This is a genomic window from Orrella sp. 11846, assembly GCF_048820935.1.
GTDB lineage: Bacteria > Pseudomonadota > Gammaproteobacteria > Burkholderiales > Burkholderiaceae_B > Algicoccus.
Genome location: NZ_JBMERD010000014.1, coordinates 18,370 through 41,277, shown reverse-complemented (window position 1 = coordinate 41,277; position 22,908 = coordinate 18,370). Strand labels below are relative to the sequence as shown.

Below are 22,908 nucleotides of genomic sequence, written 5' to 3'. Positions count from 1 at the left end.
ATGGCGATGACAAGCACAAGATCATTTGGGTGCTCACGAGTCAAGTCCCAAATTTGCTGTAATTTCGTTTCCTTTCAGTTGGCCAATACTTGTGGGCTGTCAGGCAGCAGCGTCACCACGTGGTGACGCTGCTGCGCGCGCCTGTTCTTGTGCCCAATCGCGGTATTCATCCATGTCCAAATACCGTCGAGCTTGCCATTTCTCATTGAGCTCGGCCAGCAATGCACCGATCAGCCGCCAGGCTGATTCATCATTCGGAAAAATCCCAATGACACGCTCTCTGCGTCTAACCTCTCGGTTCACCCGCTCCATCATGTTGGTGGTGCGCAATCGCTTGTGATACTTCTCAGGCAACGCTATGACCGCCATGGCGTCTTCAAAGCCATTCTCCATGCATGCCACGGCCTTGGGAGCCCGTTCAGAAAACGCTTCAACAAACTCGTCCAGTTGGCGACGGGCCTCTTGCATGCTGGCAGCTGCAAAAATACGCTTGGCTGCCGCGGCCACATCCGCCCGCTGGCGTACTGGCGCATGACTGACAATGTTGCGCATCAAATGCACCTGGCAGCGCTGCCAGGTGGCCCCCTGAAAGTGTCGCTGCACCGCTGCATACAAGCCAGCATGCTCATCCGAAACCACGTACATCACGTCCTTGAGGCCACGAGCCTTGAGCCACGCAAAGGTCTCGTCCCAGGTCGTGTAGCTTTCTGTATCCGCGATGCGCACGCCCAAGACTTCGCGGTAACCGTCAGCTCGAACACCTGAGATGATCAACGCTGCACGCTGTACAACGCGATCACCTTGGCGTGACTTGATGTACATGGCATCAACCAATACAAAAGCGTACTGACCGTCTAGGCGGCGCTCATTGAATGCTTGCACCCGTGGTTCAAGGTTGGCACTCAGGCGGCTGACCAAGCTCTTGGAGAAGCTCACACCACACAGCTCCTGCGTGATGGCTGCCACCTTGCGTGTTGACACGCCCTGGACAACCATCTCCATCAGAGCCAGCACAAAAGCCTACTCACTTCGTTGATAACGAGAAAACAGCTCCGTTGAAAAACTGCCATCTCGCGTCTGTGGGACACGCAGTGTGACCGGACCAACACGGGTATACAGTGTCCGGGGTCGGTAACCGTTGCGCAAGCCACGACGCTCTTCGCTGCGCTCATAACGCTCAGCACCCAGCGCTTCGGTGGCCTGAAAGTCCAGAACCTGGTTCAAAACTTCCGTGACTAGTCCTGCCAAACCATCCTCACTGTCAAACAAACCTGCCAAATGCTCTGCATTTACGTTAATCTTGAAATTAGTCATCGCTTCGTTCTCCTAGGACTTTTTGTGTTGAGACATCAGCCTAACCGAACGGGGCGGTGACTACCTCATCTCCGCCGGAAATTACAGCAGTTTAGGGGCTTTATCTGCTCACATCGGGAGCAAAATAACGATGAATGTCGCACATGGGTTTTGGCAAGCATTGGCAGGACACTGGGACCAACTGATTTGGCTCTGGGTCATTATTGCCCTGTTACTCACTGGACTCTTGCTACGACAACAACGGCAAGCGGCTGTATTCACGGGCATTCTGTTAGGGTTGTTTGCCGCACTCATTCTCAGCTCGTCTTTAGCTCAGGCACTGAACTCAACAAAAACTGCCACATTCACCTATCAAATCGCAATCTTTATACTGGGTATTTTGATTATCCGACTGTGCGGCATGCTGATGTTTCGGCGGATGTTGCCACAATTTGAAATCAAACCGCCACGAATTCTTGAAGAATTACTGATTTTATTTGGCTACGTTGCCTGGCTTTTAATCCGTCTTTCTTCTGCTGGGCTCGACCTAGGGAGTTTGGTCGCGAGTACGGCTGTGTTAACGGCTGTCATTGCCTTTGCCATGCAAGATACGCTGGGCAACATTCTTTCAGGCTTAGCGTTACAGCTCGATCATTCAATCACCATTGGCGATTGGATCGTCTTAGAGGATGGCACACATGGTGAGGTTATCGAAGTGCAATGGCGCCATACGGCCTTACGAACCCTGTTTAATGAGATCATCATAATTCCAAACAGCCAACTCATGCGTGGGCAGGTCAAAATTGATGGTGGCAAATCCATTCCACGACGACGAGAGACGGTTTTCTTCTACGGCAGCTTTGATCAAGATCCCTCCCATATCATTGAAACAGTTCAAGCATCTTTATTACGTGTTCAAATCGAAGGCACTGACCACACGCAAACACCTGTTATTCAAGCCACCAGTTTTGAGAACGGCGTGATTACTTACGCCGTTCGTTATTGGTTAACCGATCCACAACAAGTCGGTATGAGTGCCAGCCAGATTCGGTGCCACGTTTATACGGTTTTTAAGCGCCATGGCTGGGTCCTTGGTACCCCTACAATGGATTTAGGCTTGATGACACAAGCGCATAAATACAGGACTGACGCAGACCTTGAAGAAGTCAAACAAAACCAAGCCTCTTTAGCATCCGTACCCCTTTTGTCTTTACTCACCGATTCAGAATTACAAGCACTGGCCACGCGACTGAAATTACAAAGCTTTATTGCGGGCAGCGTCCTTATTCGCCAAGGCGAGCCCGGCACAAGCCTCTTTATTTTGGTGAGCGGGACCGCAGATGTTTGGTTGCGGCAAGGCGCAAAACAACACATCGTCGCTCAAGTTGGTCCCAATGATTTAGTCGGAGAGATGAGTCTGCTCACCGGTGAGCCTCGCAGTGCCACGGTCATCACAACTTCTTACGTGCAGTGCTATATCATCGACAAGCAGGATCTTGAAGAAATATTACAAAAAAGGCCTGAACTCGCACAGACGCTCGCAGATTTAATTGAGGCACGTGGGCACGCACTTGTGAATCTTCGCGACACGGCATCTAATCAAACCAACCACAAACCTTCGGAGCTGGCAGTGTTAGAACGTATTCGAAGCTGGTTTGGACTGAGCAAAAAACTTTAGACATCCCCGCAGTCATCTCTGAATCGCCCTTCATCCCTTATCTACTTACAATCGCAAACAACAATAAGCCAGCGCGCGAAAGGTATGATTAGAAAATGAATCGCCACTATCTCAACGTTCCGTTCCAAGAAAAAGATGAAGCCAAAGCTTTAGGGGCTCGTTTCGATTGGGACCGCAAACAATGGTACGTCCCACAAAACGTCAGTCTGACCCTGTTTGAGCGTTGGATGCCCGCAGAGTCTGCGACGAACACACAAGCCATCATCAAACCAGTTCAGGCAACAGTCACCGAACCCAGTCAAGATCTCACCAAACCTATTGGCATGTCGCTCTCGCAATTGCTGGCAGGCGTCTCCTCAATCGTTGCACAAGCTTGGAGTGAAGGTGTTTGGGCCGTGATGGAAATCGTCAATCTACGCGTTCCTCACAACAACCATGTTTATCTAGAGGTCTCTGAGCGCACACCGGACGGTCGTCAGGTGGCCTTTGCACGGGCTATGATTTGGGCAGACACGGCAAGCCAAATTCTGCCTGAGTTCGAACGCTTAACTGGTGCGCAACTCCAAACAGGCATCAAAGTCCTGGTGCGAGCACGCCCCGTATTTCATGTGCAGTTTGGTTTTAGCCTACAAATTGATGGCGTCGATGCCGAATTCACCTTAGGTCATTTGGAAGCGCGCAGGCGAGAAATTCGTGAACGCCTGCAACGCGAAAAGGTGTTTGACAACAACCGTCAGCTCGAACCGGTTTGGGACTTTGAGCGCGTACTCGTCGTCTCACCTAAAGATGCCGCGGGTCTGGGTGACTTTATGGCTGAAGCAGCACGTTTAGAACAATTCGGCCTATGTCAGTTTACGTATCTACACAGTCGGTTTCAGGGCGAAACTGCCGCTCGAGAAATTGCCAATGTGTTGGAACAAGCATTGGCGGCGATGCAACCACAAGACTTACCCGATGCGGTTGTCATCATCCGTGGAGGTGGCGCAGTCAATGATTTGGCTTGGCTGGACAACTATGACCTTGCGCGAACCGTTTGTGATCTGCCAATTCCCGTTCTAACGGGTATCGGACACCAACGCGACTCCACGATTATCGATGAAGTGGCCCACATGCGTTTTGATACACCGAGTAAGGTCATTGTTGCCATTGAAACGAGAATCCGCGAGCGAGCCCGCGAAGCGGCGCTGAACGCTCAAACATTATTTGAATCTATGCGGTCAATCATCGCCCAAGCCAAAGAACAAATTACACAACACCAACTCGATGTGGATCAGCTCGCTCGTGCACAAATCGTGCATGCACGTCAGAGCAATCTCAGGTTTTTAACGGAAATCCGAGCCTCTGCACAAAGTCACTTGCACGCTGCACAACTGCAGTCACAAAAACATTACGCCCAAGTTCGCGACCTGTCTGTCCAACAATTGCATCAGACCACACAAAAGCTGTCTTCCACATTTCTGCAACTACAAAGCCAGACACGCGAACAGATCAACCGTTGTGCCAGTCAATTAAACCGTGAGTATGAGTTCGTACTCAGCACGACTCGGACCATCAACCAACAACAAAACTTGTCTTTAAGCATGGTGTTACGCAATATCTTTGAAAGAGCCCATCATCAGGTCGTTCTTGGTCGCCAAGTCTCTGAGAGTTTGATTGGTGAAATCCTAGGACAAGGCCCTCAAAAAACACTCAACCGAGGGTTTGCGATGGTGCGTGACCGGCAAGGTGCGGTCATCACAGATTCCAGCCTAGCTGCTACCAAACAACACTTAACCATTGAATTTCGAGATGGTGACGTTGATGTAATCGTTCAATCATCACAGAAAGCAAATATTTCAAACTAAGAAACAAGATCGAATCGGAACTCAACGATTCATGGAGAATTTGAAATGACGACACAAACATTCAAACAAGCTTACGATGTCTTACAGCGCCACGCACAGACTCTGCGCAACAGCACAGAGCCCAACATCGACGACTTACTGGCGATTGTCAATGAATCGTCACAAGCCTACAAAGTCTGTAAAGCACGCATTGATGCTGTTGAAAAAGCCTTGGCGCAAGCCATGTCAGAACAAGACTTAGACATAGAGCTCACTGACGTACCAGCACAGCCACTCGATCAAAACGAGGGCACGCAGCCACCCGCCACGCCCGCAAGCGACTATTCAGAAATTGACGAGGATGACGTGCCGTTCTGAACACTGAGCATTCATTTCAGAAGTGCTCATCCGAGCTTTATGCAACAACAGCTGAGAGTATTATCACTGTTGCATAAAAAACATCGGCTCTGTGAGGTGTACTCAGGGAGCCGATGTTTTTTAATTAAATGACAATTTACTTGGGTTGCGTCATCGCTTTAAAGCTGTTCAAAGCTTGGGCCGCTGCCACGCGTAACAAGCCCACATCCGATCCAATCGCAATAAACTCGGCACCAATTTCATCAGCTCGGCGCAACAAGTTCGGATCACTTGTTAAGATCCCTGCCTTTTGTCCGGCTGCTTTAATCTTAATCAACGCCTCTTCGACGGCTTTGACCACAGGCTCAGCCGTTGGGTTACCCAAATAACCCATGTCCGCGGTCAAATCCGCTGGACCGATAAAGACCCCATCAACCCCTTCAACTTTTAAGATGTCGTCAAGCGCATCAAGTCCTTTCTGGCTTTCTACTTGTAGCAACAAACAGACTTCATCACCGGCAGTGCGCAGATAGTCGCTCAGCCCCCCATACTGCGAGGCTCGAGCCAGTGCCGCACCCACGCCTCGCACACCGCGGGGTGGGTAATGCATGGCTTGCACCAAGGCTTGGGCTTGCTCAGCACTTTCCACCATCGGAATCAACAAAGTCTGGCAACCTGCATCCAGAATCTGTTTAATCATCCAGGTTTCCCCAATGGGTGGACGAATCACGGGTGTCACGCCCGAAGCCGCCATGGCCTGCATTTGGGCCACTGCACTGCGTAAATCATTCGGGGCATGTTCAAGATCGATGAGTAACCAGTCATAGCCAGTGGAGGCGAGTAACTCTGCGCCATTGGCATGCCCTAACGCCACCCACAAGCCAATCTGACGCTGCGACGCATTGATCGCGTGTTTAAACTGATTCCGAGGTGCTTGCATCTGTGATTATCCTTGTGCGAAATGGCAGCTAATCGTGCCCAATGAGCCGTAGTCTGCGGTGATGGTTGTACCAGGAGGGGCTTCTAGAGGACGAATGAAGGAACCCGACAAGACGACTTGCCCAGCGCGAATCGCTTCCCCGTAGGTTGCCAAGCGTTGTGCCAACCACACCAAACCCTGAGCCGGATGATTCATCACCCCTGCAGCCAATCCAGTTTCTTCCACTTGGCCGTTCACACTCACAATCGCACCGATCCAGCGCAAGTCCAGATTGTCCACACGGATCGGTTTACCGCCGAGCACAAACCCTGCGTTGGCCGCATTGTCCGCAATCGTGTCGTAGACATTGCGCGCTTGACCGGTCTTGGCATCTTTGCGTTGAACACGAGTATCCAGAACCTCTAAGGCCGGCACCACAAAGTCAGTAGCATTGAGCACTTCATAGATTGAAGGGTTGGGTGAGACATCGGCTTTCATGATGAACGCGAGCTCAGCTTCAATCCTTGGCGCAATGAAACGATCGGCTGCAATCACTTCACCATCCTGGATGCGCATGCTTTCTAGCAAGACACCAGAGTCTGGGGTCGTGATGTTCAAAGCCTGCTGCATCGCGCGCGAGGTCAGCCCAATCTTTAAACCGACTTGGGGGTCACCGCTGGCAATCTTGCGCTGAACCCAAGCATCCTGAATCCGATAAGCGTCTTGCATATCCATGGATGGATAGGTTTGACTGAGCAAAGCCACTTGCTGACGTGTCAACTCGGCTTGCTCCAGACTGGCGGCTGCCTGTTGAATCTCTTCTGCTGTCATCATAAGGTTGTCTTCCTTAAGCGAATTAAATGAAGTGTTTAGACTGAGACACTTGGACTAGGTCTTTAGACCGTTTCGCGTCTAACCGTATTCTGTAATACACCAAGGCCTGTCGCCTCAACACGCACCACATCACCATCTTTCAAATATTTCGGAGGATCAAAGCGTGCACCCGAACCCGTGGGCGTCCCCGTCACAATCACATCACCGGGCAACAACGTCATAAACGTGGACAGGTAACTGATCAGATAGGCAAAGGGGAAGATCATGTTGGCTGTTGTGTCCGATTGACGCAGTTCATCATTCACATACGTCTTTAACGACAAGTCGGACAAATCAGGCATGTCTTCAATGGGCACAATCCAAGGACCCATGGAGCCAGAAGCATCAAAGTTCTTACCTTGCGTGACATTAAACTTACCGTGACGCATCCAGTCGCGCACACACCCTTCATTACACAAGGTCAAGCCAAACACGTGGCTCATCGCGTCTTCTTGGGAAATGCGACGACCCGCCTTACCAATCACCAGCGCAATTTCGCCCTCATAGTCAAACTGCTCAGACTCAGGGGGCAGCATCAAGGGCTGATCTTGCCCAACCAGCGAAGAGTTGGTACGGGTAAAGAGGCTAGGATACTTAGGCAGTGCTGAGTCGTCTTTGTACTCTGCATTACGATTGGCGTAGTTCACGCCAATACACAACACTTTGTCGGCGTTGGGCACAGGCGTCAAAAACTGCACTTCATCTTCACTGAAATCTGCCGTTTGAGATGCGTTCAATGCATCTCGATCCCCCGCCGCAATCAGATCGCGCAGGCTCGCGTAACCGGTTTTAGTGGATAAATCGGTAATGCCCTTGTCGTGCAAAATCCCAAAACGATTTTGCCCAGCGGCATAAAAACTAATGAGCTTTTTCAACGCGTGTACTCCTGCTTGTTGAATGAATTCGTGGCTTTGAAGCGTAAACACCCCAAATAATAAAAACGACTAGACCGACATGATCCGACGACTTTGCAAAGCCGTTCATTCTGAAGTCGTTAAAAATGTATGCGCATCCAAGGTGAGTACGCTTCACGCTGGATGACTACTTGATGTGAATGACGTATTGGTTGCAGCTGACAGCTTTACGGACTGTCAACCGCATCCAATCTCAGCGTTTAGTCGACCTGAGCACCTGCTTCCAGGATCACTTTACGCCAGCGTTCGTTCTCAAGGGTCACAAAGTCTTTAAACTCTTGAGGTGTGCTGATGAAGGGCTCTGCACCTTGAGCCAGCAATTTTTCTTGAAACTCTGGTTTGGCAAGTGTGGTGTTAAAGGCAGTTGCCAATTTCTGAACGATGTCTTCTGGCATACCTGCAGGTCCCACCATGCCATACCAAGCTTTCATCTCAAAATCAAAGCCTGATTCACGCAGAGTTGGCACTTCAGGCATCAATTTAGATCGTTCTGGCGTGGTCACTGCCACAGGACGCACCCGACCAGCTTGTGTATTGCGGATGGCAGACGGCATGTTCTCAAACATCATGTCGATTTCACCGCCTTGCAGAGCCAATGAAGCTGGCGCAGATCCACGATAAGGAACGTGAGTGATTTCAACACCTTCTTGGTTTGTCAGCTGGGCAGCGCCTACGTGTGCTGAAGAACCGTTACCAAATGAACCGTAAGTTAATTTGCCTGGATTTTTACGGGCTTCATCCAAGATATCGTTGACGGTTTTGTACGGGGAGTCCGTATTAACCATGATCACACTTGTCACAGCGGCGACCGACGCGATGTAGGTAAAGTCCGTTAATGGATCATAAGATGGTGCTTTCTGTAAGTTAGGCGCAATCGCCAATGGTGCAATGGCACCAAACAGCAAGGTATATCCATTGGGTTTGGCGTTTTTGACATACTCACTTGCGATCATGCCACCAGCGCCCGCTTTATTCAGAACAATTAAAGGTTGACTAAACAGCGGTTGCATTTCCATGGCCAGCGTACGAGCCGTAATATCAGTCCCCGCACCAGGTGGGAAGGGCACCACAATCGTAATCGGCTGATCAGGATATTCGGCATAAGCTGGCATGTGTGCAGCGGACAGAAGGGTCAATGCCGCAATTCCAGCAACACGAGGTAATGACATAATTTAAGCTCCATCAAGGCTCCCCTGAACCAACAGGGGCTTTAAAATACGAACACAATGGTTGGCGATCACAAATGATCAATTCTGACTTTCTTCGCAGATTTGACCAAATTTTCGACCCCATTGAACCATTAATGATGTCTCGCTAGGGTGTATTGCGTAAACTCGGTCAAGACAAGCTGTGCGATTCTATCAGCACAGCAAAAAATGACTTAAAACTATTTTAATATCAATGGGATAAACAATTAAAACAGTTTCACAAGCAACAATTTTCGCCCGACTAACAACTTAATGATTCGGCCGATCTAAACCAAGATGTTCGCGTAAAGTACTGCCTTCGTACTCTGTACGAAACAATCCACGTCGCTGCAATTCTGGCACCACTAGCTCTACAAAGTCTTCGATACTGCCAGGTAGTGATGGTGGCATTAAATTAAAACCATCGGCACCTTCGTTTCGAAACCAGTGTTCCATTTGATCGGCAATCTGCTCTGGTGTCCCCACCATCGTGCAATGGCCCCCACCTGCAGCGATCCGTCCGAGCAATTGACGCACGGTTGGCTGCTCTGTCTCAATAATGCGCAGCATCGTCGTATAGCGACCTTGTGGCCCCTTAAACTCCGAAGTGGGTGGCAAATCAGGAACCGGGGCGTCTAGCTCCCAATCCATACAGTCCTGACCAACAAACGTCCCAAGCTGGCGTAAAGAAGCCTCAACTGGCAACAATTCATCCAGCTCACGCTGTTTGGCACGTGCTTGCGCTTCGGTTTCTGCCACGTAGGTCACCAAACCCGGCATGATGGGCACATCCACAGTACGGCCCACAGCTTTCACACGACGTTTAATATCGCGGTAATAACTTTGGGCCGCTGGCAAATCGTAAGCCACGGCATATATCGCTTCGGCACACTGTGCCGCGAGCGTGCGACCTTGTTCCGAGGCGCCCGCTTGAAACAACACCGGATGCCCCTGAATCGGACGCGGCACAGTCAGTGGTCCATCCACCAGAAAAAACTCGCCTTCGTGATGAATCGGTTTCACTCGGTCTGGGTGTGCGTAATGCCCCTGTCGGTCAAACAACAAGGCATCGTCTTGCCAAGAGTCCCATAATGCCAGTACTGCCTGCACAAACTCCTCAGCTCGACGATAGCGATCCGCATGCGGTGGCATCGACTGATAGCCGTGATTACGCGCTTCGGCGTCAAACATCGACGTCACGACATTCCAGCCAATCCGACCTTTACTGATGTGATCTAAGGAAGCCAACATGCGCGCTGCATGGAATGGCGTAAAGAACGTACTCGAGACTGTGCTGATAAATCCGATTTTGTCGGTCGCTTGGCTCATTGCCGCAATCGCAGTCAATGGCTCCATAAACCAGGGGCTGCCATCCGACACATTGCCCACAGTCCCACCATCCGCAAAAAACACAGCATCGAATAAACCTCGCTCGGCAATTTGCGCCAGCTGTGCGTAATAAGCAATGTCACCCAGCTGTTCAACGGCTGAGTTTGGGTGTCGCCAGGCCGCTTTGTGATGGCCGCAACCCATGATGAATAAGTTCAAGTGCATCATGCGCGGCTGATTGATTAGAGTTGTTTTCATCAGTTTTTCACCAACCCGCCATCAACGACTAAGTTTTGTCCGGTCACGGCACGTGCCCAGGGCGATGCAAAAAACACAATTGCATCGGCAAACTCAGCCGGTGTGGTGACACGCCGCAAAGGTGTGTTGTCCGCGATGTAATCAAACACCGCTTCAGGCGTCGCTGCCGACGCATCGGTGGTTCGCAACAGACCGCCAGACACCATGTTGACCGTGATATTGTCTGCACCCAAATCTTGCGCAAGCGTCCGCGTCAAAGACAACAAAGCCGCTTTACCTGCGGTGTAGTCGTGATAAGGCACCACCGGATTCTGAAACAAATTCGTTCCAATGTTCACAATGCGACCAAACCCCGCCTCACGCATGCCTTCCAAGGCCGCTTGCACCGTATTGAGCGCGCCGCCCACCACACCATCAAACTGTTGATGCAAATGTGCCAGCGTCAGTTCCTCAACACTCGGTCGGGCGTCACCATTGAATGAAAAGCTTGGCAATGCATTATTGATTAAGGTCGTCACCGGCTGCCCAAAATGCGCTTTGGCCTTTGCAAACATGGCTTGCACGGCCGTTGCGTCTGTAATATCTGCCTGAATTGCCAATAGTTTTTCTGGCGCTTCGCTTTCGAGCTTTTGAGCGGCTTGGGCACTATTGGCATAGTTAATGACAACGCGTGCACCCTCACGTACAAAAGCACGCACCAGATGCTCGCCCAAGCCTCGGGCACCACCTGTGACCAACACGATCTGTTGATCGAAATGAATAGAGTTTTGCATAGACACCTCACAAAGGAGGCGAAGGTATGGGTAAGCAGCTCAGCCAGTCTGCAGTTGACATCCCTTCGCCAGCATAATCTGGATCAGGTTCAACGGGTTTTTTCTCAGTCCTATCAAGAAGACACCCCGTGTCGAATACTCACCATAGCACACAACAAGCGGTTCGCAACAAGCACTTTCCCTAGCAAAAACAAATGCACTGGGATTGACAACCAACAACAACCCTTGTAGGCTGCGAACTATCCAAGGGGCGCCAATCATTGGCTGAGAGTCTGCGTCACTGCAGTAACCCTTTGCACCTGATCTGGGTAATGCCGGCGAAGGGATGGAACTCACACAACATGGTTGCCACGCTTGCGCGTCCTTGTTTGTCTATCGTCATCCCGACACCACTGGGACATTCCGTTAATGACGAACGACAAGGGCAATAACGCACCATGCTAACCACATCTACAGCCGTGATCTGGCTGACCGTTTTTGCGGCGCTTTTTGCGATTCCTGGCCTGCTCTATGCACGTCGTACTCAGGACAAGCTTGAGGACTACCTCGTCGCACGCAACAGTCAAAGCGCAACCGCCACACTCCTGACTTTATTGGCTACCACGCTAGGCACTTGGATTTTGTTTGGTCCAGCACAAGCTGCAACCTGGGGTGGCATCGGTGCGATCACAGGCTATGCGTTGGGTTCTCTGGTGCCTCGTTTCATCATGATTCCATTAGGGCAACGTATCCGCACGCTCATGCCACAAGGACACACTCTCACCGAGTTTGTATTGAACCGTTACGGGCGCATGATGTATGGCTTTGTGCTGATCATTATGCTGCTGTACATGCTCATCAGCCTGACAGCTGGATTGACGGCCATCGCACAAATGGTTGCCCTCATCGCACCGGTTCCACTTTGGATTACAGCCAGCATCGTGATGGTCGCGACTTTGGTTTACACACTATACGGTGGCTTGCGCACCACGATTTTTACAGACAGGCTGCAGATGCTGGTCATCATTCCATTTCTGTTGGTTTTACTTTTGATGGGCTGGAAAGCGACGGGTGGTGCGGCTCCTGTCCTACAAGGCCTGCGTGAACGCGCCCCGCAACTACTCAACCCATGGGATCTAAATGGCTTGAAATCAGGTCTGACATTCTTTATCGCTGTAGTACTGACAGGTTTATTTTACCAAGGTACTTGGCAGCGTATTTTTGCGGCACGGGACAACAAAGCTCTGTTTTTTGGGTTTGCGTTTAGTGGTCTATTGAGTTTTCCGATTATTTTTGCCATGGGGCTCTTTGGCTTGGCGTTTGTCGGCATGGGTTTATCAGGTGACGGATCAGTGGCTTTGTTCAACGTCTTGTTTACACAAACATCCATCTGGTTTGCCATTGGGCTGCTGCCCTTTGGTCTAGCACTGATTATGAGTAGCGCAGACTCAACCATTAGTGGACTCTCCAGTCTTTTTATTGTCGATCTGCGCCGCTTGCTCCCGCAGCTGACAGCACGCCAGTTGCTGCTCATTGCACGCTGGTTGATCATTGTGCTATCCATTCCCGTGCTGTATGTCGCCTCTCAGGGATACAGTATTTTGTATCTGTTTTTATTAGCCGATTTACTGTGTTGCGCCGCAGCCTTTCCAGTTTTTTTTGGGTTTTACAATGCGCGCTACCAAGGTTTTCATGCAGTGTTAAGCACCCTGGGTGGTCTGATTGCTGGACTCACCCTATTCCCAACACCGAGTGCACCCACCACCCATTTATTAGAGTCTTTCCTACTGGCATCACTGGTCCCCGTTGCCATTTCTGTCGTTTTACGGATTCTGCCCAGCAAAAACCGTTTTGACTTTACGCAGCTTGCTCAAGCGGTGCGAAGTTTGAAAGGATAGTTGCGTTTTTTGAGTTAGGGGACACGCCAAGCCGATGATCAACGGGTAAAACGGGATTGACACCGAGTTGTCTGTTGCCTATGTTGGCTAGAACGGTCTATCTAAAAACAATTTAAAAACCCTCTAGAACACTCACCTGCCTCATTGATTAATCAGGCTTTACTGCGTCATCTGCTGTACCAAGCCGAACTGTTATGACAGCTTTATAAAAGTTACATCGCATCATCAAAATCTATCACTGCCTATAAAAACATCAATAAATCAGGAACTTTAAATGAAACGACTCTCTTGGTGTTTGCTTTTGAGTGGTTTGATCACAGGCGGCACTGCTTTATCGCAGCCGCAGCCACAATCAAACTCTAAGATGACCGATGCGATTCTGGTGTTTGATGCCTCCGGATCCATGTGGGGTCAGATTGATGGCGTCAATAAAATTGTGATTGCACGCGATGTGGTCAGTCAATTGTTGACCGACTTACCGGATAATCGACGCTTAGGCTTAATCGCCTATGGGCATAACCGCAAAGGCGATTGCCGTGACATTGAGATGCTCGCTCCCGTTGGTTCGGACCGTGAAACAATTCGAAAGGCAGTGATGGGGCTTAACCCCAGGGGCATGACGCCTATGACCGATGCCGTCCAACAGGCCGCTCACGCTCTTAAATTTACCGAAAACGAAGCGACTGTTATTTTGGTATCCGATGGTGAAGAAACGTGTGCTGCCGATGGCTTAGGCTCTGATCCGATCATAGATGTGATGGCTTATGAGCCTGTCGTCATGGATGACGCCATTCAATCCATGTGGTTGCGTCGCATACAAATCGAGCCCAATGTGGATTGGATGCAATTGCCCATTTATCGACCAGGGCGCAACTAAAGCCCATTTATTTAATCAACAAGGAGTTGTTCAACCATGTGGGATTTTAAGCTTGGCACCGCCATCGGCCTCATGATGCGCACTCTCAATTTTGTCTTGTTACGTCTACTGGTGTATATCGGTATCTCCATTGGCTACATCATCGTCACCGGGGTTGGCGCAGGGATTGGATACGGTATTGGGTCCATTTTCGGGGGGGATGGACAGAGTGTTGGCACGTTCTTTGGCGGAGCTCTGGGTTTTTCGATATTTGGAGCACTCATGTACTGGGCGCGCGCCTGGTTGCTTTATATGGTCAAAGCCGCTCACATCGCTGTGCTCGTGCAACTCGTCAATGAGCAACCGATCCCTGAAGGTCAAACCCATTTGGCATATGGCAGAAAAGCCGTTCAGCAACGGTTTGGCACATCCAACGCTCTGTTTGGCATCGACATCCTCATTAAAGGGGTTGTGCGCGCCCTATCTGGTTTGGTAAGCGGCGTGCTCAATATGCTGCCTGGCAGTGATCGGCTGGGTTCGATCATTCAGGCTTTTTTACGGATGGCCTTGGGGTTTATTGATGAGCTCATCTTGGCGCGCATTATTTACACCGAATCTGAAGAGCCTTGGGATTCTGCTAAAAAATCGCTGGTTCTCTATGGTCAAAACTACAAACCCATGCTCAAGAATGCAGCTTGGTTGGCCGCCATTATCTACCTTCTAAGCATCTTGGTGTTTGTGGTGATGCTCATACCCGCTGGGTTGATTGCTTACTTAATGCCTGGCGTATTCTCAGGCGCAGTCGTCATCTTTGCGATTCTATTGGCTTGGAGTATCAAGGTCGCTGTCTTTGAGCCGCTGGCACTGACTTGCATGATGCAAGTCTATTTCCAGACCATCAAAGATCAGGAGCCTAATCCAGAATGGGAAGCCAAACTGGATGGCATGTCCAAACAGTTCCACAAAATTAAAGAGCGTGCCGCTGAAGCATTTCGTCAACCAGAAAAACCCGCTCCCGCCCAAACGCCGAATACGGACGTCACGACCTAGCGAGATCACGTGTAGACATGCGCCAGGCTTCAATGCAGTCATTAACTTAAATCATAAAAAACAAACTGATCAGTAAGGAGACAACGTGAGTCCTCGATGGAAAAAACGCCCTGATGGTTCAAACTGGGGTGATTTTGGTGCGGATGACCAATTGGGGCGACTAAACCTCTTAACACCCGATCGAGTGAAACAAGCTGCGAAAGAAATCAAAGCAGGAAAGGCCTTTTGTTTAAGCCTGCCGCTGGACTATCCAGGCGGCAACTTGCTCAACGAAAACAGATATCCACCGATTCTCAGACCTAATTTGCGTCATGGCGACGTCAATATGAATTACGTTTTACAACAAAAAAATCCAGACTCACACGATGTGTTGTGTGATGATCTCGCCATTTTGCATCTTCAATACTCCACCCAATGGGATGGTCTATGCCATGTCGGATCACTCTTTGATGCCCTTGACGATGGCAACCCCAAACCGTTTTATTACAACGGATACAGTGCCGAGGACTATATCCTTGCACCTGCATCTGCCCAAGATTGTGGCGTCGGTGAAAACATGTCCTCACACAGCACTTGTGGTGCCAAAGCGTTAGGCATAGAGAACATGGCTTCGACCGGCGTTCAAGGTCGTGGCGTCATGATTGACTTGCACAAACACTTTGGCAATAAACGCGAAGTGGTGAGTTTTAAAGCACTCAGTCAGATTATGGAAAGTGACGGCATTACAGTCGAAGAAGGCGATATGCTGTGCCTGCACACGGGTTTTGCGGATCTGATCTTGCAATTGAATAAGCAACCAGATGCTGAAACGTTACACAACAGCTGCGCCGTTTTAGATGGCAGCGACATCGAGCTCCAAAACTGGATTCGTGAATCGGGTATTTCAGTCATTGCGGCAGACAATTACAGTGTCGAAAACTATTCCGCGAATTTGTCACACCATAACTGTTCCATCTTGCCACTGCATCACTTGTGTTTATTCAAGTTGGGTATCCATCTCGGAGAACTTTGGCACTTCACTCCTTTAGCAAACTGGTTAAGTGCGAACAACCGAAATCGTTTCTTCCTGACAGCGCCACCACTCAGACTGCCTGGTGCAGTCGGTTCACCAGTGACACCGGTTGCGACGGTTTAAGGCACCTTCAAAACCCAAACCTGATCTGACGCCATCCGTCAGATCAGGACTCGGTCCTAATCCATTCCCTCGGTTCTCTCAAGGCGGTTTAGCACAACATACCCAAGGCGCAAATCAGCATGATTAAACTGTCCGATTTGATGCAAGCTACGTATCCTAAAGCCTGACCGAAACATCGTTTGTAGGCGCTCACGATTGGACGCTGAGCGATCTGTCATGTATATTGGATCGTCTGTTTATCAAGGATTCACTTAATTACATGGGTACAAAACCAACAACAATAACCATCAAAGCTTTATACAAAATTCATAGTGTTAAAACCGTTTTTCTTCGCATCCCACCTCCACGCCACATCCATTTTGCTGCTTAGGTGTTTCTAATCGCCTGTCGATTTAGAAGCAGTTTGACTTAGTCAGCAACTCACTTTTCAGCAGTGGCTTCGGGCCTGATGACCAGGCCACGGAAACGTTACAAAACCCAAACACTTAATCTGTGATGATTGTCGCAACTGGCTCTATCCGGTTGGAACGACACCGTCCCTTCACATCCGCTGCGTGAAAACAAGAAATCAAGCATGCCTGGCTGTTTAAAGCCTGGGTGACGTTTGCATCACGATCGATGCCGTCTCTAATGGATGTCAATATTTATGAACGATTCAGTTTTCTACCAATTAAGCTCGCTTAATACTATTTTGTTATTAGTCGGTTTTTATGCACTAACTTTTTTACTCACTCTAATGATCAGTCGTCGCCATGAAAACGTCGATGGCTATATGGTTGCCACCAGTGAGGTTGGCTTTGGTCTGTCAGCCGCCAGTATGATCGCCACTTGGATTTGGGCGGCATCGTTTTATGCAAGCGCAACCTCCGGATTTAAATACGGACTCTCTGGCCCAATTCACTACGGTTTCTGGGGCGCCCTGATGATTCTCTTCATCTACCCTTTTGGGCGACGATTTCGTAAGCTTGCGCCACAGGCGCGCACGCTTGCCGAGGTGATTCAGGCACGCCATGGTCGCTCTAGCCAGATGATTATGGCAATCTCTAACCTCATCGGTAGTGGCATCAGCCTAATGGTGAACTTTACGGCAGCTGGTGCACTGGTTTCTATCCTGAGTCCGTTGAGCTTTATTCAAGGCGTCTTGATTGCAGGCTTGGGTGTACTCGCTTATACGCTGTGGTCAGGTTTTAGAGCGTCTGTCATGACTGACTTTGCCCAGCTTGTGGCAATGATTCTTGCAGCCGTTGTCATCATTCCACTCATCTTCTTTAACGCCGGTGGCACGGACTTCATTGCAGACAACATGTGGCGTCTGAGTGCTGAACAAGCCAACTTTTTCTCAAAAACGGCCATTCTTGAGCAAGGTGCCCCCTACTTTGTAGCGGTATTGGCCTATGCCATTGGGAACCAGACCATTGCACAGCGACTGTTTGCTGTTCGAGAAGATCTAATTAAACCCACTTTTCTGACAGCCACAATTGGTTACGGTGCAGTCGTGATCGGCTTGGGTATGCTGGGTTTACTCGCCATTTTTGCGGGCTTACAGCCAGCCGATGGTGATCTGAACAACATCATTCCGCAAATGGCGTCCTCCTATCTGCCCCCAATTGGCATTGTGCTTTTCTTTGTTTTAGTGATCGGCTCATTGTCTTCAACCGCAGACGCCGATCTTTGTGCGTTGTCCGCCATTGTCATGACCGACATTTATGGTAAGAACATTGCCAAGGGCCGCCCAGATCCCAACCGTATGTTGCTGTGGGGTCGCATGACTATGATTGTGGCCACGATGTTTGGTGTCGTGTTTGCCAGCCTGCGACTAGACATTCTGGTCATGCTGGTTTTTGTGGGTGCACTTTGGGGTGCCATTGTCTTTCCAGTAATTTCAAGTTTTTACTGGGAGCGCGTCACCAACCGAGCCTTTACGACCTCTGTGCTTTGCGCAGTGGCCTTATTTACTGTTGTGCGTTTTGAGTTGATTCCAATGACAGGCTCAATTGCCGTGTTTTTTGAAATCATCGCAGCGGTGGGCGGTGCAGTGGTTCTGGGTCTGATGACTTTTGCATTTTTCCCCCGCATTGTGGCCATTACCGTCGCTGTGATCGCATTTGCACTGCTGGCTCAATACTTTGTTGGGTTCTTGCGTGATTACACAGTCTTACTGGGCTCACTCACTTCGTATGGCGTGAGTACGGCTGTCTGTATTCTCATGAGTGCGTTTAGCAAACACCAATTCGATTTCAAACTGTTGGCCAAACGTGTGACCGCGTTTGAATAATTAAACAACCAAAGGAAAATCATCATGAGTGTGAACGAAATTGTTGCCTATATTCTTGTCTGGCCGGTCATCTCGGCTGGCATTCTGACTTTATTAGTCGTTTCACTAATTCGAGATATTCGACGGGCCCGCAAAGACGGCACATCGATGTTGTAATTCTCTGAAATTACCGATGGCCACAGCCTTTCTATTTCATGAGGCAACGGCCATCGGTAAACCCATCATCGCGAGTCAACAAACGCTCTAAGTCCACACCATTTGCGCTAAGCTTAGGATTGAAATGGATAGCCAGTTCAGATCGTCTTTAACGCTTTAAGCAAGTGTTCATCTTGTAAGTAAAACCCACACAACAATCCGTTAGCAAAGAATGCGGTTCGATTTTGATCATCGTCGCTGTCCTATTGACGGCACTGCTGGGATTTGCGGGTCTGGCGATTGATTTTGGGAATTTTTATTTACAAAAAGCCCGCATGCAAAGCTTGGCCGATGCATCCGCTTTGGCTTGTGCACAATTCGATTGTGAAGAAAACGACCCACGGTTAGATGCGGTGAAATCGCCTTACGACATGGAGGGTGTCACAGTACGAATCACGCAACTGGATGTATGCTCAGAAAAATATCCCACCGAATGCGCGATTGCTGACGTTCATAAACAATGGGACACTTACTTTATTCAATTATTCGGTGTGCCAAAACTGTCTGTCGCGACAACAGCAACAGCTTTAGCCGGGCAGGCTGAAGAAACATAACCTAAGCCATCCGAAGACCCCGTGCTGATGGCACTTGCAAGTAACGGTGCTGGGATTAACTTCACACGTCACAATGATGTGGCCGGATTCAATATTTATGGTGAGGTCATTTCCAACTCATCGAGCAACCCCAACATCTCAGCAAACGCCTATTGGGACAACTCATACCCTATTTTGGTGAATGGTGACATCTTTACACGCACCCAAACCAATCAATCAGTTCAACCTGCATCAGGCTACAGCACCAAACAGATTTCACAACCTATCGAAGATCCTTGCATCGACGACATCGAAATCCCCACTTTTCCGTCGAGCTGTAACTATCGCACCTGTCCATCGTTTGACAGTACTTTATTGAACTGCGTCACAGGTCTGACACACAAAATTCCACCTGGTACTTATAGCTGGATCAACATCGATGCCAGAAAAATGGATCACGCGAACCAAGGCATTATCTCAACGTGCAAATATCGAATGGAAGACGTCTACAAAATCACAGGTGGCTTATCCATCAGCGTCCAAGGCGTGCGTGGTGGGGTCGACGCAACCAATGCGGTGTTTCTATTTGGACCCAATGCCTCACAAATCAGTATTGATATGCGAGAGCAAGAAAATAAAGAAACCCCTGACAACCGGGTTGTGTCCCAAGCATCGACCAAGGGAGCTTGGAAAGGTATCTTGTTTTACCAACCGACAGGCAATCTTCATTTCAACGGCATCAACATGGGCCATGCCAGCAATATCGTTTCGATGGATGGATTAACGTATGCGCCCAAAGGGAACGTGTGGATCAACAAAAATGGCTCACCCGGTGCCACACTCGTTTTAGGCAACATCATTGCTAAAGACATGTCGCTCGTCACGAACAACGGAAGCAATACACTCATCCGTCCAGCCTCCATGGAAAGCGTTTGCTCAATTGGACCCGGTGGTGGAGAGGATCCAACCCCCACGCGACGCAGGCGATCGCGCTTGGTTAAATAGAAAGTTAAGTAGAAAACCACAAATTTGAAGACTGACAATCTTTAAGACTGTTCGTTTGCACGCCAAACTGATACGCTTATCCAAAATCAATCAGGACAGGAATCGCCATGGAATGGATCATCTTATGGATTCTACTCTCTGTGCTAGTCGCTTTTTATGCGTCCAAATTTAAGCGAAACGCGCTCGGTTGGTTTATCGTATCCATGCTGCTTTCACCGTTATTTGGCGCTATTACGCTTCTGATTGCTGGTTACAACCATGCAGAAGATGAGCCTCAGGATCTGAAGACTCAATTCACAAGCGGCGTCACGCGCTCAGTTAAAAGCCCTTATGTCTGGCTATTAGTCGTTGCCCTTGCTATTAGCTTATTTTTGGTAGGCTATACCGGTGGTGCGCTGCCAGATTAAAAGCACCATATTTTTACTTTAACCGTTACCCACACAAGCACTTGTATATTCAGACAGTTTTAGGCTGTCTGTCTTTTTGTTTTTATCAAACATCTCATGACCCCCGAAATCTTGTTGCTCTACGTGCCTGCTTGCTTCGCACTCAACATGGCACCAGGTCCGAATAATTTACTGTCTGTGTCCAATGCCAGTCGATTTGGCTTTGGACCGGCCTGTCGAGCAGGCGTCGGACGCATTGTGGCTTTTGCGATCATGATCGCCATTGCCGCATCAGGATTGGCGGTGATTCTCCATACCGCCGCTTTTGCGTTCACCGCCATTAAGATTGCGGGTGCTATCTATCTGTTTGTATTGGCTTGGCAACTTTGGAATGCACCGGTGTTTTTTGCACCGCAGGGATTAAACGCAGAAACCATGCCCACACACAATCTATGGCGCATGATCCGACAGGAATTCTGGATTGCCGCCGGCAACCCCAAAGCGATTCTCATCTTCACCGCGTTTTTGCCACAATTCATCAATACCCAGCAACCCGTTGCCTTTCAGTTTTTTATTCTGGGTTTGTTATTTTTGCTCTTGGAATGGGTAGCGATCGGTGCCTATGCCTACATGGGCGCCTATCTGGGCAAGTGGTTCGCACAACCCGGGCGCAAACGCCTCTTTAACCGAGTCTGCGCAGTCTTACTGGGTGGTGCAGGTTTGGGTTTACTCGCAGCCGTGCGCGAGTGATCACAAAGTGAACAACTCGCCGCTTAACTAGCTTGCTTGATCCACACATCAATGAACGTGATTGCGCGAGCAATTCGCTCAATTCAATTTAGGCAGTGCAGTATGCAAAAAGCCTTGCTGCACAGGTGGATAATCGCGCAATGCTTCTTCAATTGGCTCTGTTCCCCAACCCGGACGATCAGGAATCGTCAGATAACCATCCACAATCTCAGGCACGTGAGTAAAGATTTTCTCATCCCAGGGAATTCGATCAATATCGATTTCCATGATGCGCAGGTTCGGAACCGCTGCACAAAAGTGTGCGTTCATCATGGTGCACAGATGGCCATAGAAGTTGTGACAAGCGACGTTGGTTTCGTAGGCATCACAAGCCGCAGCGATTTTCATGGACTGCCACACACCATTCCAAGGCGTGTCGACAATCGCCACATCAACGCTGCGGTTTTCAAGGTAGGGTAAGAACTGTTGCAAACCAATCAGTGTTTCAAGGCTAGCAATCGGATTCTTACTGTGTTGACGAATCATTGCCAAACCCTTTGGATCCAACATATCGAGTTCAATCCAAAAGAGATCCAAATCATTGAGCTCACGCACAATCTCCAGATAGCCTTCAGTTCGAGCATTGAAGTTCAGGTCCACCAAAATATCCATGTCAGGCCCCGCATGCTCACGCATCACTTCTAGATGACGTTTGAGATTCTTGCGCACACTTTTCTCGACACTGCGACCTGGGTCGAACTGACGCCCAAAACCGGGTGCCCAATTAGAGATTCGATCTTGCTCGTCATACTGAAAAATGTTGGTCTTTAAACCCGTGTATCCCCAGTCGCGCGCGTCTCTGGCAATTTGCTCAACACCTTTGATGTCATGAATGGGTGGCGTAAAGTGATCGACGCGCGCCCGGTAGGAGACGCAGTGCGACCAATACACCCGCACGCGATCACGAATTTTTCCACCTAATAATTGATAGCAAGGCACATCGAGCTTTTTTGCTTTAATGTCCAGCAACGCGTTTTCAATGGCACCCAAGGCCTGGCCCACTACACCGCCTGAACCGGGTCGGGTGACATTGCGCAAATCGGCATGAATGAACTCATGCAGCATGGCATCTTGACCGATCAAACGGTGAACCAATTGGTTAATAGCCGCTTCAACCCCTGGAGAACCGAAGTTCTGATCAAACTCGCTCCAACCCACAATGCCGCATTCGGTTTCGATCTTCAGAAAGTAGTAATTGCGCCATGAATTGCTGCAACTCAAGGTCTGAACATCTTTGATAATGGCTTTTTTATTCATTGAAGCAATCCTTTGGCAATCATCGAAACACGAAGTAAGAAGCGGGAAATAAGAAACGATTGACGGTGAACCTTCACGCACGTTATCTCACGAACTCTACGCAAGCGGCGCACTTCTGACACCTAGCATTAGTCCTAGTGTGAGGA

The 22,908-nt window shown here is 49.4% G+C and carries 20 protein-coding genes, 1 pseudogene and 2 riboswitches; of the genes and pseudogenes, 13 read left to right on the top strand and 8 right to left on the bottom strand.

Features of this window, described 5'->3' with window-relative positions:
- Nucleotides 1-99: 99 nt before the first annotated feature.
- Nucleotides 100-1,314: pseudogene (locus ACOI06_RS11615) on the bottom strand (IS256 family transposase).
- Between the two features lie 130 nt (nucleotides 1,315-1,444).
- Between ACOI06_RS11615 and ACOI06_RS11610 the strand changes: the two are divergent.
- The 3 genes from ACOI06_RS11610 to xseB all read left to right on the top strand — a co-directional run bounded on the left by ACOI06_RS11610 (nucleotide 1,445) and on the right by xseB (nucleotide 5,172).
- A complete protein-coding gene (locus ACOI06_RS11610; protein ID WP_420662757.1) occupies nucleotides 1,445-2,971 on the top strand; it encodes a cyclic nucleotide-binding domain-containing protein in 1,527 nt (508 codons plus the stop codon).
- Nucleotides 2,972-3,066: 95 nt separating this feature from the next.
- Nucleotides 3,067-4,815 (top strand): exodeoxyribonuclease VII large subunit, encoded by a 1,749-nt coding sequence (gene xseA, locus ACOI06_RS11605; protein WP_420662756.1) that lies wholly within the window; start codon nucleotides 3,067-3,069, stop codon nucleotides 4,813-4,815.
- 45 nt (nucleotides 4,816-4,860) lie between these two features.
- Nucleotides 4,861-5,172 carry an exodeoxyribonuclease VII small subunit gene (gene xseB, locus ACOI06_RS11600; RefSeq protein WP_420662755.1) on the top strand — a complete coding sequence of 104 codons (312 nt, stop codon included), beginning with the start codon at nucleotides 4,861-4,863 and terminating at the stop codon, nucleotides 5,170-5,172.
- Nucleotides 5,173-5,308: 136 nt separating this feature from the next.
- Here the strand turns inward: xseB and ACOI06_RS11595 are convergent, their stop codons facing one another.
- The 6 genes from ACOI06_RS11595 to ACOI06_RS11570 form a co-directional block, all read right to left on the bottom strand.
- The gene (locus tag ACOI06_RS11595) at nucleotides 5,309-6,091 is read right to left on the bottom strand and encodes an aldolase/citrate lyase family protein (protein ID WP_420662754.1); all 783 of its coding nucleotides are present in this window, start codon (nucleotides 6,089-6,091) and stop codon (nucleotides 5,309-5,311) included.
- Between the two features lie 6 nt (nucleotides 6,092-6,097).
- Nucleotides 6,098-6,904: a 2-oxo-hept-4-ene-1,7-dioate hydratase gene (gene hpaH, locus ACOI06_RS11590; protein ID WP_420662753.1), complete on the bottom strand. Its 807-nt coding sequence runs from the start codon at nucleotides 6,902-6,904 to the stop codon at nucleotides 6,098-6,100.
- Nucleotides 6,905-6,966: 62 nt separating this feature from the next.
- Entirely contained in the window at nucleotides 6,967-7,818 is an 852-nt protein-coding gene (locus ACOI06_RS11585; protein ID WP_420662752.1) for a fumarylacetoacetate hydrolase family protein, read from the bottom strand.
- 239 nt (nucleotides 7,819-8,057) lie between these two features.
- Nucleotides 8,058-9,026 carry a Bug family tripartite tricarboxylate transporter substrate binding protein gene (locus ACOI06_RS11580; protein ID WP_420662751.1) on the bottom strand — a complete coding sequence of 323 codons (969 nt, stop codon included), beginning with the start codon at nucleotides 9,024-9,026 and terminating at the stop codon, nucleotides 8,058-8,060.
- A 288-nt stretch (nucleotides 9,027-9,314) separates the two neighbouring features.
- Complete coding sequence (locus tag ACOI06_RS11575) at nucleotides 9,315-10,601, bottom strand: LLM class flavin-dependent oxidoreductase (protein WP_420662795.1); 1,287 nt, start codon at nucleotides 10,599-10,601, stop codon at nucleotides 9,315-9,317.
- A gap of 29 nt (nucleotides 10,602-10,630) precedes the next feature.
- Nucleotides 10,631-11,404, bottom strand: a complete 774-nt coding sequence (locus tag ACOI06_RS11570; RefSeq protein ID WP_420662750.1) for a 3-oxoacyl-ACP reductase — start codon at nucleotides 11,402-11,404, stop codon at nucleotides 10,631-10,633.
- 43 nt (nucleotides 11,405-11,447) lie between these two features.
- Nucleotides 11,448-11,543, bottom strand: a riboswitch (TPP riboswitch).
- A gap of 97 nt (nucleotides 11,544-11,640) precedes the next feature.
- Nucleotides 11,641-11,747, top strand: a riboswitch (TPP riboswitch).
- Between the two features lie 94 nt (nucleotides 11,748-11,841).
- Between ACOI06_RS11570 and ACOI06_RS11565 the strand changes: the two genes are divergently transcribed.
- The 10 genes from ACOI06_RS11565 (at nucleotide 11,842) to ACOI06_RS11520 (ending at nucleotide 21,466) form a co-directional block, all read left to right on the top strand.
- Entirely contained in the window at nucleotides 11,842-13,281 is a 1,440-nt protein-coding gene (locus ACOI06_RS11565; RefSeq protein WP_420662749.1) for a sodium:solute symporter family transporter, read from the top strand.
- A 274-nt stretch (nucleotides 13,282-13,555) separates the two neighbouring features.
- On the top strand, nucleotides 13,556-14,158 hold the full coding sequence (locus tag ACOI06_RS11560) for a vWA domain-containing protein (RefSeq protein WP_420662748.1): 603 nt from the start codon (nucleotides 13,556-13,558) through the stop codon (nucleotides 14,156-14,158).
- A 36-nt stretch (nucleotides 14,159-14,194) separates the two neighbouring features.
- A complete protein-coding gene (locus ACOI06_RS11555; protein ID WP_420662747.1) occupies nucleotides 14,195-15,187 on the top strand; it encodes a hypothetical protein in 993 nt (330 codons plus the stop codon).
- Between the two features lie 85 nt (nucleotides 15,188-15,272).
- Entirely contained in the window at nucleotides 15,273-16,322 is a 1,050-nt protein-coding gene (locus ACOI06_RS11550; RefSeq protein ID WP_420662746.1) for a cyclase family protein, read from the top strand.
- A gap of 646 nt (nucleotides 16,323-16,968) precedes the next feature.
- Nucleotides 16,969-18,597 carry a sodium:solute symporter family protein gene (locus ACOI06_RS11545; RefSeq protein ID WP_420662745.1) on the top strand — a complete coding sequence of 543 codons (1,629 nt, stop codon included), beginning with the start codon at nucleotides 16,969-16,971 and terminating at the stop codon, nucleotides 18,595-18,597.
- A 24-nt stretch (nucleotides 18,598-18,621) separates the two neighbouring features.
- Nucleotides 18,622-18,753 (top strand): putative transporter small subunit, encoded by a 132-nt coding sequence (locus ACOI06_RS11540; RefSeq protein ID WP_420662744.1) that lies wholly within the window; start codon nucleotides 18,622-18,624, stop codon nucleotides 18,751-18,753.
- 224 nt (nucleotides 18,754-18,977) lie between these two features.
- Entirely contained in the window at nucleotides 18,978-19,346 is a 369-nt protein-coding gene (locus ACOI06_RS11535) for a pilus assembly protein TadG-related protein (RefSeq protein ID WP_420662743.1), read from the top strand.
- Between the two features lie 27 nt (nucleotides 19,347-19,373).
- Nucleotides 19,374-20,330 (top strand): hypothetical protein, encoded by a 957-nt coding sequence (locus ACOI06_RS11530; RefSeq protein WP_420662742.1) that lies wholly within the window; start codon nucleotides 19,374-19,376, stop codon nucleotides 20,328-20,330.
- A gap of 107 nt (nucleotides 20,331-20,437) precedes the next feature.
- A complete protein-coding gene (locus ACOI06_RS11525) occupies nucleotides 20,438-20,737 on the top strand; it encodes a hypothetical protein (RefSeq protein WP_420662741.1) in 300 nt (99 codons plus the stop codon).
- Between the two features lie 96 nt (nucleotides 20,738-20,833).
- A complete protein-coding gene (locus ACOI06_RS11520) occupies nucleotides 20,834-21,466 on the top strand; it encodes a LysE family translocator (RefSeq protein ID WP_420662740.1) in 633 nt (210 codons plus the stop codon).
- A gap of 78 nt (nucleotides 21,467-21,544) precedes the next feature.
- On the opposite strand, the gene ACOI06_RS11515 is transcribed toward ACOI06_RS11520, so the two are convergent.
- Complete coding sequence (locus tag ACOI06_RS11515) at nucleotides 21,545-22,762, bottom strand: mandelate racemase/muconate lactonizing enzyme family protein (protein ID WP_420662739.1); 1,218 nt, start codon at nucleotides 22,760-22,762, stop codon at nucleotides 21,545-21,547.
- Nucleotides 22,763-22,908 lie beyond the last annotated feature (146 nt).